Consider the following 14,070-nt stretch of genomic DNA (forward strand, 5'->3'; position numbering starts at 1 on the left):
CAGCTAAGGAGTAATCCCACGGGAGCAGCGAATGATAAACGACAGTCGCTCCGGTCGGTGGATAGCTTTTCAAAACGGGTATCAGCCGATACCGTTCCGGGCAAATCGTCTGTATCGGACAAGGTGTGCAGGCTCAACCTTTTGTTTCCGATACGGACTTCTTCCGTTCCGAGTGCGATGTCCTGCATTGGTGTTCCAGATTCCCTTGATAACGTGAGGTACTGTTCCAGTAATCCATGTGTATCTTCTGTTCCGATGATTTCATCTTCGGTCAGACGTTTCAGGGTTACAAAACCGCTATCGTTCACGATACGCTCAAACTGGGCGACCGCCTCCATAAAGCGGTGTATCGTTTCCTTGTTCCTGATTTCCTTTGGTATCAGCGTACCTTTACATAGCGATGAAAAATTACTTTGCATCCGCATTCTTTCCTTAGTGGTCTTGGTCAGGAACAAGTAACAGTAGTGATTTAAGAACGGTCGCTCATTGAAATGGCGTTGATAGGATTTTGCCAAAAAACTTTGGTTATCCTCTGCCAAATCGGGCGCATAGCTTTCTTTGATGTACCAATCCTGTTTGTGAATGACCGTAAAATCAGGCAAGGTTTTGATAGCCTTGTGCCAGGCGGAGTGAATAGCTTCGTATTCCGCAGAAGCTACCGTGAACAATTCCGGCAAGCGTACTTCAAAGCAGGCGGTAATGTCCGCATCTTTGGATAAGATGCAGTTGTTCTCCACTGCCAACAAAGGGAACTTGTTTTCCAGTGTGGTGGTCTTTGCTACATTTCTCATACGGCATTCTGTTTAGGTGTGAATTTTAAATAGCGGTGTACAGGCTTGCGGCAGATGATGTAGCGGGGATGCCTTTTATTGGCTCCAATTTTCATCAGCCCGTGTTCGCCGTACTTCCTGTTCAGCGAAAAGGTCTGCCATACAATGAGCGAAGCACCGCCTGCCCCAAGAAAAAGGCAGATGTAGGAATTAACCCCGGCCATGTAAAGTATCATGACCAGGATAAGGGTTCCGAGCAGTCCGCCTGCAAAAATGAACAGGTATTGTGCTTTCAGCCCTTTAAATTCCACCGTTCTCCCAATGCCTTTGTTGATGTTATAATTACTCATAAGGCAACGGATTAAAGGAAGAATGAACGCAGGATGGTAGCTGCAACAATTAAGAAGATACACGCACCAAACCAGGATGCTGCAGTCTTCGATGTGTCGGGGTCGCCCGAACTGAACTTGTTATAAACCTTAACGCCCCCTATCAAGCCCACGACCGCACCAATGGCGTAGATTAATTGGGTTGCGGGGTCGAAATAAGACGTTACCATTTGAGTAGCCTCGTTGATGCCAGCCGAACCGTTTCCCTGTGCGAACGCACCAATTCCTGACAGAATTGCCACGGCTGCCAGCAAAACTTTTTTTCTCTGTTTTTCCATAATTGAAACACATTAATTTGTTATTGTTATCCCGCACCTTGCGGACTTTCGGGACAAAGGTGTTTCAGAAATCAGGGCGTTATAATAAAGTGGCAGTCAAAGGAATGATTTGGCAGTGAGTGGCTGAATTGCTGGATCTTCTTCATGAAATAGGGAAGATAATTTTATTATTTGAAACTATCTACAAAGAAATATATTTGTGTATTTAAATATTATCCTGTATATTTGCTTAAATTTGAAACGGAATACAAAATTGAAAATGCAATTAAAAGATATATCCCATTTGCAATTTGGCTTTTATGACAAGCCAAAAGAAAAAGGTGCAGTTATCTATCTTCAGGCTAAAAATTTTAATGATTTTGGGCTGTTTGATGGTAATGGAGATGGATGGGTTGAAATAACAGAAAAGTCCAAAAGCCATCTTTTAGAAGAGGGAGATGTTTTATTTGTGGGGAAAGGGATGCGAAATTTTGCTTGGAAATACAGTGTTGATACAGGAAAAGCAATTGCTTCCTCTATCTTTTTTGTTATCAAGCCGAAGTCTGATCTTGTTGATTCAGACTATTTGGTTACGATTTTTAATTCGACTAAGTATCAATCATTTTTTCAGTCCCTTGGTGCAGGTAGCTCTATTCCTTCTATTCGTAAAAATGAACTCGAAGCAGTAGAAATCCCTCTTCCTCCATTAGAAGTTCAAAAAAAGATAGCCAAGCTAAGTGATTTGCATCGAGCAGAATTAGCTTTGACAGGAAGGTTGATAGACGAAAAAAATAAATTATTTCAAGCAGTAATAAATGATATTTTAAAATAAAATGGAAAAGAAGCTCACTCAAAAAGAGATTAACAATATAGTATGGAAAGCCTGTGATTCATTCAGAGGAGTGTTAAGTAGCGGACAGTATAAAGATTATGTGCTGACGATGCTTTTTGTAAAGTATGTTTCTGATGTATGGAAAGACAAGAAAGCATTTTACACCGAAAAGTACAAAGGTGATAATGTGCGTATAGAACGGGCTTTGGCAAATGAACGATTTAAGCTTCCTGAAAATGCAACTTTCGATTATTTATTTGAAAATCGTAATGATGTACAATTAGGTGATTTAATCGACCGTGTTCTGGAACAAATTGAAGATTCCAACCGCTTGAAATTAGCAGGTGTTTTCAGAAATATTACGTTCAATTCAGAATCAAATCTTGGGCAAACAAAAGACCGTAACAGAAGACTGAAAAATTTGCTTGTCGATTTTTCTGAAATGGATTTACAGCCTTCGCATTTGGAAGGTAATGATGTGATCGGTGATTCTTATGAGTACCTGATTTCAATGTTTGCGGGTGATGAAGGAAAAAAATCAGGAGAATTTTATACCCCAAGTGAGGTTTCTACCCTATTAGCGAAGCTCCTTACTCCTGAAGCGGGTAATAGATTAAATGACCCAACCTGCGGTTCGGGCTCCTTATTGATTAAGCTATCCAAAGAAGTAGGATCCGGAAACTTTTCTTTATATGGACAGGAAGTAAACGGAAGCACTTGGGCTTTAGCTCGTATGAATATGTTTCTGCACGAGATTGATAACGCTACCATTGAATGGGGAGACACCATAAATAACCCACGCCTTTTGGAAGGTGATCAATTAATGAAGTTTCATATTGTGGCTGCAAATCCACCTTTTTCATTAGATAAATGGGGAGCGGAAAATGCGGTCGCTGATCAATACAATCGTTTCCATCGAGGTGTTCCTCCAAAAAGCAAAGGTGATTACGCCTTTATTAGTCATATGATTGAAACCACTTATGAAGATATTGGTCGTGTTGGTGTGATTATGCCGCATGGTGTATTGTTTAGGGGAAGCAGCGAAGGTAAAATCCGTCAGCAGTTGATTGAAGAAAATTTATTAGAAGCTGTCATTGGTTTACCTGCCAACTTATTTTTCGGGACTGGTATTCCAGCTGTTATTCTGATTTTCAACAAAGCAAAGGAATCCAATAAAGATGTTTTGTTCATTGATGCGAGCAAAGGTTTTGAAACAGGTAAAAATCAAAACAAACTGAGAGATATAGATATAAAACACATTGTTGAAACATACAAAGCTTTTAAAATCAGTGTTCCTCTTGCTACTGATAAAGGTAGTGTAATTGAAGACAAATATGCTTATCGAGCGCCCTTGAGCGAAATTAAAGAGAACGATTTTAATCTGAATATCCCTCGCTATGTGGATACGTTTGAAGAAGAGGAAGAGGTGGATATTAAAGCGGTACAATCAGAGATTAATACACTAAAGCAACAGATTGATGATGTGGAAGCAGAAATGGCTAACTATTTAAAAGATCTGGGATACTAGTATGGATAAAAAGACTGGATATAAGAAAACACCATTAGGAACAGTTCCCTCTAATTGGAATATCGTTGAAATACTTGAGGTTCTAGAATATGAACAGCCGAGCAAATATTTAACGAATAATATCAACAAGGTAAACAACTTGAACAACATGCCTGTATTAACAGCTAATAAAGCTTTTGTTTTAGGTTATACCGAAGATCAGGATGGTATATATAACCCTGATAATCCTGTAATAATTTTTGACGATTTTACTACTGCTAGCAGGTATATTGACTTTCGCTTTAAAATTAAATCTTCAGCCATAAAAATTTTAACAGCAAAGGCGGGTAACGACACAAAGTTCTTATATGAGAGACTTCAGCTAGTAAAGATTAATACTGAAGATCATAAAAGACGGTGGATTTCAGAATTTCAAGAAATAGCTATAGCGTTGCCGCCAATTAACGAGCAAAATGAAATTGCAAAACTTTCATTTACTTGGGATAGGTCAATTAGATATAATGAGCAATTACTTGAAAATTTTATAAATCGCAGACGTGCTCTTGTTTTAAAATTGACTTCTGACATCGGAATGAACGTAGTTTTAACACCGCTTGCAAAAGGAGTTATTAAAGTTAAAACAGGTTTTATTCCTGAGAAAGAAATTTTTTATCAAGAAATTGGTATAAGATCTCATGCTAAAGGCATTTTTCATAAAGAACCAGTAACAGGAAAAAGTTTAGGTAACAAATCCGTGTTTTGGATAGAACCCGATTGCTTTGTTGTAAATATTGTTTTTGCATGGGAGCAAGCAATAGCAAAGACAACGGAAGCAGAGAGAGGAATGATAGCTTCACATCGTTTTCCTATGTACAAACCTAAAGAAGGGGTTTTAGATCTGGATTACCTGTTGTACTTTTTTAAATCAGCAAAAGGGAAAAACTTATTAGAGTTGGCTTCTCCCGGTGGTGCAGGGCGAAACAAGACGTTAGGGCAATCTGAATTCCTAAAACTCAAAATACCCGTACCTCCAATTGAGGAGCAGAAGGAAATTGTTCGGTTACTAAATACAGCAGATAAGGAAATCGAACTACAAAAGAAGAAAATAGAAGCGATTAAACAACAGAAAAAAGGTTTGATGCAACAATTATTAACCGGGAAAAAGAGATTGAAAATAAATACTATTTAACGCATGAATACATCTGAAACCTTTAAGGAGTTCCTCTCAAATATCAAAATAAGCGATGATAAGGCTGATACAATTTCTTATCGCTATGGGCGTATTACAAAATCTTTGAACACAGAATTTCGCAACACAGATTCTAAAACTGCAAATAGCTTGCAAGTTGGTTCTTATGGAAGGTATACGGGAATTAATGGGATTTCAGATTTAGACATGCTATATATTATGCCTGCATCAAAATGGGCAGATTATAACAAGTCCGGAGGACAAAGTAAATTATTACAAGATACTAAAACTGCAATTTCAAATACCTACTCTTCTTCTGATATTAAGGTGGATAGATGTGTAGTTACGGTAAATTTTACAGATTCCCATATCGATGTACAGCCAGTTTTTGAATTAGACGATCAAGACTACAAATATCCAGATACTTATGCTGATGGCACTTGGAAAATTACAAAGCCAAGAAAGGAAATGGATGCCATGGTCGAGTTTGTAGCCAATAAAAATCGAAACCTTAGAAGACTCTGTAAGATGGCCAGATCATGGAAAAATAAGCATGGGGTTTGTATGGGTGGGCTTTTGATAGACACGCTTGCTTATAATTTTTTAAAATCAACTACTTGTTATGACGAAAAGAGTTTTGCATATTATGATGAAATGTGTAGAGATTTTTTCAAACATTTATATGACCAGCCCAAGGATCAAAATGAATATGGTGCTTTAGGAAGCAAGCAGCGAGTGAAAGTTAAAAAGTCTTTTAAGAGGAAGGCAAAGAAGGCGTATGATCTAGCTGAAGAAGCGATTGATGCTGCTTCTGATAAAACGAAACATAATAAATGGAGGGATATTTTTGGAAATGATTTCCCGAAATATGTAAACGAAGAAAAAGAAGCCGCATCACTTAATTCCAGCTATAGAAACACCGAGGAATTTATTGAATCAAAATACCCTATTGATATTAGATACGATTTAAAAATAGATTGTGAAGTGAAGCAAAATGGTTATAGAGATGGTTTATTACGTGAATTTCTGTTAAAGAAAATTAGATTGATGCCGAATAAATCTTTAAGGTTTTATATTGAGAGAATAGATGTGCCTGCTCCTTATGTAATCAAATGGAAAGTTACTAACCGCGGAGAACAAGCAGTCAAGAGAAACTGCATTAGAGGACAAATAATTGATTTAAACTCTAGTGAGAAGACTGAAACTACAAGTTTTAAAGGTAGTCATTTTGTAGAATGTTATATCATTAAAGATAATATAGTAGTTGCCAGAGATTTAATTGATGTACCTATTTCTGAATAGTTTAAAAATATAGATATGAGTGAGCAAAAAAACTTATTAGAGTCTCAAATTCGAGAAATTTATGGAAGAGTTGTTTATACACACAAAACCCATGAAAAATGTGCCGATGTTCTTAAGGAAAGAAGTGATTGCTTAAAATTTGCTGAAATTTTCTTATCGGCAGCAACTACTACCAGTATTTTAGTTGTAGTGCTCGGTGAAGGGAAAGCATTTCAATTTATCGCTGCACTTTGCTCAACAATATTACTTGGAATAACACTTTATTCCAAAGATTTCAATTTATTGGCGATAGCAGAAAAACATAAACAGGCAGCTTTAAATATTCTAGAAATAAGAGAAAAGCTACTTTCATTACTTGTCGATATTAGGATTGGAAATAAAGCAATAGAACATCTTCAGCAGACCAGAGACGAATTGAACGAAGAACTTATCAATACATATCGAGGTGCTCCTAAAACAATTAATAAGGCTTATCAAATTGCTTCCAAAGCACTTCAACAAAATGAGGAGTTTACATTTTCAGATGCAGAAATCGATAAGTTTTTACCAGAAAGCTTGAGAAAGAATTAGAATTATAGTTTATCAATTGATTGAAATAGATCAGGCACATCAACCCTTAACCAATAAAACTTTAAAAAGAATATGCAGCTTAATTACTTTCCAATAAATATTGAGTTTGAAAAATATCAAATCAATACTGAATTATATAGCGATGAACGTCTTACTGAATTAAGAGGTTTGTACAATGCTACGCATTCTTTTTTTAGAAACGGTGATTCTATATACATTTCCAACAAGGACAGTGATGACAGCACTCCAATTGGTATATTAACAGAACGAAGTACATATAGTGATCATCAGATCACAGCCTCATTGATAAAGCATATCTTTTTCAGAACTTTCAAAGACCGTTTCCCAAGATACACTCCCGTAGATTTTTATCCTTTCCGTTTCTTTTCGGGTAAAGACGATATCATTAAAAATGCCTTGCCAGATAGTTTAAAAGACAGGATAGGTTATAAAAAGCTCATTGAAGTGCAATTGCGTTTGACCGAGATCAATGGAAAAAAACGTTTCGGTTTCTTGGTCAATATCAAACGTAACTGGATTTTTGACATTAGTTGTGCTGAGTTACATTCAGAAGGATTTGAATTGATTGGTCTTGATGTATTGCATGCAGAAACCTTGCCTGGATTAACGAATATTCTCGCTCCCAATGAAGAATTTGTTGGAGTTCTAAAAGAAGTAATAGGAAACAAAGCAAAAGTTGAAACCAATGAAGGTTTGAAAGAATTTGAATTAAGTGAATTGCTAATTCGAAAAACAAAATTCAACATGGGGAAGTACCTGAGTTTTGCCACATCACCAGATAAAAGTGATGAAATATTGAACATCATTGAGGGTAAACGATCTGATATCTACAATCCCAAAAATCTCTATACCGAAATTAGTAAAATAGCAGAACACTTATTTAGTGAAAACGGAAAACTGGTTTTATTCCAGAATAAAGAAAGTTTTTGTTTTACGGTAGATAGCAAACCGATCTCTGTTTCAAATACGATGGAACTAAAAAATCCTACGTTTATTTTTGACCATGCTGTTACAAAGACCAATAATTATAACCCAGATGCAGGTCTGTCTAATTATGGCCCTTATGACAGCAATACATTTGATATCAAATCACCAAACATCCTTTCTATCTGTAACAAGAATACCCGTGGCAATTTCACAAAGTTCCTTTATAGTCTTAAAGATGGTATTCCGCAATCCAGATATTTCCAAAAAGGACTGCAAAAGAAATACGATTTGCAAGATATAGTATTTAACATTAAGGAAATTCAGGATTATACTATAAATGAATATCTAAATGCAATTAGAAGTGATGATGAAAGTAAACCAGATTTAGCTATTATTGAAATCCCAGCAGCATTTAAAAGATATGATGACCGAAATAATCCATATTATGCTATAAAAGCAAAATTACTTGCTCTTGAAATTCCGGTTCAATATGTTACTGCAGAGGTAGTAAAAAGCCATAATGAATACATTTTAAATTCACTTGCATTGCAAATTTATGCAAAGCTTGGCGGTATTCCTTGGGTTTTGCCTTCGCAGCGTTCGGTCGATAGAGAAATAGTAATTGGTATTGGGCATAGTTGGCTCAGGAAAAATCAATACGCAGGATCCGAACAAAACAGAGTGGTTGGTATCACAACCTTTCTTTCGGGAGATGGTCAGTATCTATTATCAGATAAAGTAAAAGATGTAGCTTTTGAAAATTACTTTTCGGAGTTGCTTAAAAGCCTAAAAAATTCCATCGAAAGGCTATCATCAGAATATGGTTGGGCAGAAGGTGATACTGTACGTCTAATTTTTCACATATTCAAACCTATCAAAAACACAGAGTTCGATGTAATCAGTCAACTGGTCAAAGAAATTAATCAGTATAAGATAAAATTTGCTTTTGTTACAATTAGCCAATCGCACCCAAATATGATTTTTGACACCACTCAGCAGGGTGTACAGAAGTATGGTAACAGCAATGTTATCGGTGCGTTTATCCCCAGCCGAGCAAGTAATGTTTTTTTGGATTCAGAAACTTGTATTGTTCAAATGTTGGGACCGAATGAATTGAAAACATCTAGGCAAGGGATGAGCAAGCCCATTCAAATTAAAATACGCACCCCACAAGGCAATTATGACAATAATGGATTGAATGATTTGATATTTCATGATTTGAGTTATATCACACAGCAAATATTCTCATTCACTTACCTGTCTTGGCGTAGTTTTTTACCAGGAGAAGAACCCGCAACAATGAAGTATTCCAACCTTATTTCACGCTTGCTCGGCAAAATGAGAAGTGTTCCTGGCTGGGATGCGGATAGCTTAAACTATGGATTAAAAAGAAAGAAATGGTTCCTTTAGAAGAAAAAACAGGTTATCTATCAAGAGTCACTGAAAGCCATAAACTTACAGCATTTAATAATTTGTTGTTAGGTAAGACTATTATTGTACCTGAAAGTCAAGATTTGAATGAGTCTGAGGAGTATTATTTTGAAATTGTAAATGCTATTCAGAAAAACAAGAAAGTAGATTTTGAAAAATATTTTGAAAAAAAATGTAAAAGTAAACCGAGTAAAGACTCTCCAGCTCCTTTTGTCAATGATGATTTTCTTATGTTCTCGTTTATTGTGGGTGTTTCAATATTTAGTATAAACAAGGATTGGGTAAACTATATAGTTTCTATCAGAAACAGAAATGCAATAACAATCACTTTTGAAAACATTTTAAACGAAAATTATTATAGCACAAGTAATTTGCCAGAGATTGTATTCGTGTTTCTTCAAATAAGCAATCAATCACTAATTACAAACGAGTTCGTAAACTTCACCTATAAAAAGTTGACTGAGAATATTAAATTATTTGAAAGTCGTAGCGATTTTCAAATTTTGTGTTCTATAAAAGCTTATGACTCAATACTGTTACTAAAGGAATTACCTGATAATAGTGAATTAAACTTGTTTAGGAGCTTTAATACCAAATTTATTAGACGCATAAAATACTTATCATGGATAATTCAAGCAGTTTTATTTGCTGGGTTAATTTATCTATTGCTTAAGCTTCCAAAGTACAGTCCTGAAACAATTCAATTTATTGAAACATACAACTACGCTTTTACAATTTTTGGAGCGTTGGGGCTTAGTCTTATAGGCAATTTAATACCTGCCTTTAAAAACAAATCACAAGAATTAATTATGAAAATGCTTGGCTATCCAAGTGAACTAATTATAAATTCTACAAAGAAGATATAAGTATCATGGACACACCCTCATTCATAGAAGACCATATTTCCCAAATTCCGGCGTTAAAATTGCTGATGAATATGGGCTGGAAATACCTATCGCCAGAGGAGGCTTTAGCAGCCCGTGGAGGAAGAAGCTCGAATGTGCTATTAGAAGATATTCTAAAAAGCCAAGTACAGAAGATTAATAAAATTGATTATAAGCAAAAGGAATTTGCTTTTTCCGAATCTAACATCAACAATGCAATACTTGCAATCAGGGATTTACCAGTACAAGATGGTTTTATAGCAGCGAATAAGGCCTATTACGAACTCATCACATTAGGGAAAAGTTTTGACCAAACGGTTTTAGGTGATAAAAAAAGTTTCTCTTTTCGTTATATTGACTGGGAAAAGTCGGAAAACAACATCTATCACATAACTGAAGAATATAGTGTACTACGTTCAGATAGAGCCGATCATTACCGACCAGATATTGTACTATTTATTAATGGTATTCCGATGGTCATTATTGAATGTAAGTCGCCTAAAATAAAAGAGCCTGTAGAAAAAGCCATTGAACAGCATTTAAGAAACCAGCAAGAAGACGGAATTCGAAGCTTGTATTTGTACTCCAATCTTACATTTGCTTTGGCCTCTAATGAAGCAAAATATGGTACAACCGCTACCAGCAAAGAATTTTGGGGAGTTTGGAAAGAAATGTTCCGTACTAAAGAAGAAGAACGTTTTTGGGAAAATAAAATCAACATTTTAAAGCACAAAGCTTTACCAGAAAATGAGCGTACAGTATTATTTAAAGAACGATTTAGAAAGGTCTGGCAATATTTTGAAAATTTAGAACAAGAGGAACAGGTTATTACTACGCAGGATAAACTACTCTTTAGTTTTTGCCATCCCAAACGATTATTGGAAATTATATATGATTTCACTTTGTATGATGACGGTATCAAAAAAGTAGCCCGATACCAGCAGTATTTTGCGATTAAAAACACGTTGACTAGAATCCTAAAAATCGATACCAAAGGTAATCACGAAGGTGGTGTGATTTGGCATACACAAGGAAGCGGAAAATCTTTGACTATGGTGATGCTAGCTCAATTAATTGCTTCACATCCGAATATTAAAAATCCTAAGATACTTTTGGTAACAGATCGTATTGATCTGGATGACCAGATAACAGAAACGTTCAAAAAATGTCATGTGCCAGTAGTTAATGCTGATAAAGGAGCATCAAAGGAAATAGCTAAAAAACTCAGAGGGGAAATACTGGATGATAACGAACAGGAAAAATTAAAGAAGGATACCAGCCTTTTAAAATTGATTACAGAATCCGGCGATGCAGTCATCACCACCCTAATTCATAAATTTGAAGCTGCTGTTAATGCAAGCCCTCAATCATTTGATAGCTCAGAAATTTACATTTTGATAGACGAAGGACACCGTTCACAATACGGTTCTTTCAATGTCAAAATGCAGAAAGTATTTCCAAATGCCTGTTTTATCGCATTTACTGGGACGCCATTGTTGAAAAAAGAAAAAAGCACAGCGAGTAAGTTTGGAGGCATTATCGATGTGTATTCGATTACGGATGCTGTAGAAGACGGAGCCGTTGTCCCTTTGTTATATGAAGGCAGGCATAACCTTATTGAGGTTAATGAAAAACCGTTGGATAATTATTTTGACAAGGTTTCGGAACCACTTACACCCTACGGAAAAGCGGCTTTGAAGAGAAAATACAGTTCGAAAAATATCCTTAATAAAGCCGATCAGGTTATTTACGCCAGAGCCTGGGATATCACTGAACATTATGTGGATAATTTTCAAGGCACTGGTTTTAAAGGGCAGCTGGTAACACCCAATAAAGCCACAGCAATTAAATACAAAGAGTATTTGGACGAAATTGGCAAAGTAAGCTCTGAAATAATCATGTCTGCTCCCGACACTCGGGAAGGCGAAGAAGACGCCTTTGATGTATCGGACGATAAAGTGAAAAAATTCTGGAATGTCCGAATGGATAAATACGGCACACAGGATAAATATGAAAAGTCTGTAATCGGTGCGTTTAAAAAACAAGACTTTCCTGAAATTATCATAGTGGTGGACAAACTACTGACGGGTTTTGATGCTCCAAGAAATATTGCGTTGTATTTGACCCGTCAATTAAAAGAACATACTTTGTTACAAGCTATTGCTCGTGTAAATCGTGTGTATCCTGGAAAGGATTATGGTTATATAATAGACTATTTTGGTAATTTGGAGAACTTGGACAACGCCATTCAGACATATTCCGGTGAGAATATGTTTGATGCAGAAGATTTAGCCGGAAGCTGGACAAATATAGTAGAAGAAATCAAAAAATTACCTCAGGCACATTCCGAGGTTTGGGATATTTTCAAAACTATTAAAAACAAATATGATGAACCGGCTTATGAAGAATTGCTTAGCGATGAAGCTATCCGGCATCAGTTTTATGAGAAAGTATCTGCTTTTGCACGTTTACTAAAACTGGCATTATCCAGTATTGATTTTGCTAACAACACCCCTGAAAAACAAATTGACAAGTATAAGTCTGATTTGAAATTCTTTTTGGCATTGCGTGTTTCTGTCAAAAGGAGATTTTCTGATGATATTGACTACAAGGAATATGAGCCACAGGTACAAAAATTAATTGACAAGCATATCACGACAGAGGGCGAAGTGCTTAGGATAACGGATTTAGTCGATATTTTTGACAAAGAACAACGAGAAGCTGAAGTTGAGAAATTAAGCAGTAAATCTGCTAAAGCGGATCATATCGCCAGCAGAACTATTCGAGCCATCAATATCAAAATGAATGAGGATCCCATCTTTTATAAAAAGCTGTCTAAACTCATTCGTGAAGCGATTGAAGAATATCATCAGCAAAGAATTGACGAAGCTGAATTCCTAAAAAAAGCTAAAGAGTATGAGGAGGCATTTTTAAAAGGAGAACGAGGGAATATTCCAAATGCTTTGCTAGGAAATGATACAGGTATTGCTATTTATAATCTTATAACTGATATTTTTAAAGATGTGCTTTCTGATAAAATCGAAGTTGCTACAGAGCTTGCTCTTGGTATAGATCAAGTAATCCGTTCAGTAGTATATCAAAATGATCAATTGATGGTAGATTGGCAGAACAAACCTGATATAGAAGGTAAAATTCGCATCGCTATTGATGATTACATCTTCGATTTGAAAAGCAAATACGACATTGACTTGTCTTTCGATGATATTGATCAGACCGTAGAAGAGGCATTAAAAGTAGCTAAAATCAAGTTTGTATGATGGTGGAAAATATCCATAAGATACAATTTGGTTCTGCTACAATTGAATATAGACTCGAATTTCAGGATAGAAAAAATTTGACTATTAAAGTCTATCCAGATTGTATTGTAAAAATAATAGCACCGTATGATACAGCGGTGGAAAAAATTACACAGCATATCAAAAAAAAAGCTCCATGGATCATCAAACAACAACGTGAATTTTTATCCTACCATCCATACACACCAGAACGAATATATGTCAATGGAGAAACACATCTGTATTTGGGAAGACAATATAAGCTACGTGTAGAAATAGGTAATAGAAATGAGGTGAAGCTTTTCAGAGGGCATATTACGGTACTTTCTAAAGAGGAAAATAACGTTAAAGATATTCTCGATAAGTGGTATCGAGAGAAGGCATTCGTTCATTTTGACGAGGTATTGAGTAAAGTGTATCCCATGTTTAAGAAATACAAAATCAATAAACCAGAATTACATATCCGCTCTATGGAAAAACGTTGGGGAAGTTGTACGCCAAATGGTAAGGTTATTCTAAATCCAGAGTTAATCAAAGCTCCTAAAGGTAGTATTGAGTATGTAGTTGTTCATGAATTGTGCCATTTAGTGCATCACAACCATACAAAGGCTTTCTATGATTTACAGGAGGTAATGATGCCAGACTGGAAGAAATGGAAAGAGAAGTTAGAACATAGTTTAGTGTGATTTATTTGT

General features: G+C 35.9%; 12 protein-coding genes. 9 read left to right on the forward strand and 3 right to left on the reverse strand.

The features are described from left to right. From AQF98_RS20185 to AQF98_RS20195, 3 genes are all read right to left on the reverse strand, one after another. On the reverse strand, window positions 1-791 hold a 791-nt coding region (locus AQF98_RS20185), incomplete at its 3' end, for a TraG family conjugative transposon ATPase (RefSeq protein ID WP_152969775.1). Continuing rightward, window positions 788-1,120 carry a DUF4133 domain-containing protein gene (locus AQF98_RS20190; RefSeq protein WP_055133788.1) on the reverse strand — a complete coding sequence of 111 codons (333 nt, stop codon included), beginning with the start codon at window positions 1,118-1,120 and terminating at the stop codon, window positions 788-790. The genes AQF98_RS20185 and AQF98_RS20190, both read right to left, overlap by 4 nt. A gap of 11 nt (window positions 1,121-1,131) precedes the next feature. After that, window positions 1,132-1,437: a DUF4134 domain-containing protein gene (locus AQF98_RS20195; RefSeq protein ID WP_055133789.1), complete on the reverse strand. Its 306-nt coding sequence runs from the start codon at window positions 1,435-1,437 to the stop codon at window positions 1,132-1,134. Window positions 1,438-1,696: 259 nt separating this feature from the next. Here AQF98_RS20195 and AQF98_RS20200 point away from each other — a divergent pair, with 259 nt between their 5' ends. From AQF98_RS20200 to AQF98_RS20240, 9 genes are all read left to right on the forward strand, one after another. After that, window positions 1,697-2,248 (forward strand): restriction endonuclease subunit S, encoded by a 552-nt coding sequence (locus tag AQF98_RS20200; protein WP_055133790.1) that lies wholly within the window; start codon window positions 1,697-1,699, stop codon window positions 2,246-2,248. Between the two features lies 1 nt (window position 2,249). After that, entirely contained in the window at window positions 2,250-3,776 is a 1,527-nt protein-coding gene (locus AQF98_RS20205; RefSeq protein WP_055133791.1) for a type I restriction-modification system subunit M, read from the forward strand. Window position 3,777: 1 nt separating this feature from the next. Beyond that, window positions 3,778-4,944, forward strand: coding sequence for a restriction endonuclease subunit S (locus tag AQF98_RS20210; RefSeq protein WP_055133792.1), 1,167 nt, complete (start codon window positions 3,778-3,780; stop codon window positions 4,942-4,944). 3 nt (window positions 4,945-4,947) lie between these two features. Continuing rightward, window positions 4,948-6,246, forward strand: coding sequence for a nucleotidyltransferase (locus AQF98_RS20215; protein WP_055133793.1), 1,299 nt, complete (start codon window positions 4,948-4,950; stop codon window positions 6,244-6,246). A 15-nt stretch (window positions 6,247-6,261) separates the two neighbouring features. Further along, complete coding sequence (locus AQF98_RS20220) at window positions 6,262-6,816, forward strand: SLATT domain-containing protein (protein ID WP_055133794.1); 555 nt, start codon at window positions 6,262-6,264, stop codon at window positions 6,814-6,816. A 72-nt stretch (window positions 6,817-6,888) separates the two neighbouring features. Further along, window positions 6,889-9,174, forward strand: a complete 2,286-nt coding sequence (locus AQF98_RS20225; RefSeq protein WP_055133795.1) for a Piwi domain-containing protein — start codon at window positions 6,889-6,891, stop codon at window positions 9,172-9,174. Then, window positions 9,162-10,061 carry a hypothetical protein gene (locus tag AQF98_RS20230; protein WP_055133796.1) on the forward strand — a complete coding sequence of 300 codons (900 nt, stop codon included), beginning with the start codon at window positions 9,162-9,164 and terminating at the stop codon, window positions 10,059-10,061. Before AQF98_RS20225 ends, AQF98_RS20230 begins: the two co-directional genes overlap by 13 nt. Window positions 10,062-10,066: 5 nt before the next feature. Then, window positions 10,067-13,357 carry a type I restriction endonuclease subunit R gene (locus AQF98_RS20235; RefSeq protein ID WP_055133797.1) on the forward strand — a complete coding sequence of 1,097 codons (3,291 nt, stop codon included), beginning with the start codon at window positions 10,067-10,069 and terminating at the stop codon, window positions 13,355-13,357. Continuing rightward, complete coding sequence (locus AQF98_RS20240; RefSeq protein WP_235524276.1) at window positions 13,354-14,061, forward strand: M48 family metallopeptidase; 708 nt, start codon at window positions 13,354-13,356, stop codon at window positions 14,059-14,061. The genes AQF98_RS20235 and AQF98_RS20240 overlap by 4 nt, the downstream gene beginning before the upstream one ends. The last annotated feature ends 9 nt before the right edge of the window (window positions 14,062-14,070 follow it).

The sequence above is a fragment of the Pedobacter sp. Hv1 genome (assembly GCF_001412215.1).
Classification (GTDB): Bacteria; Bacteroidota; Bacteroidia; order Sphingobacteriales; family Sphingobacteriaceae; genus Pedobacter.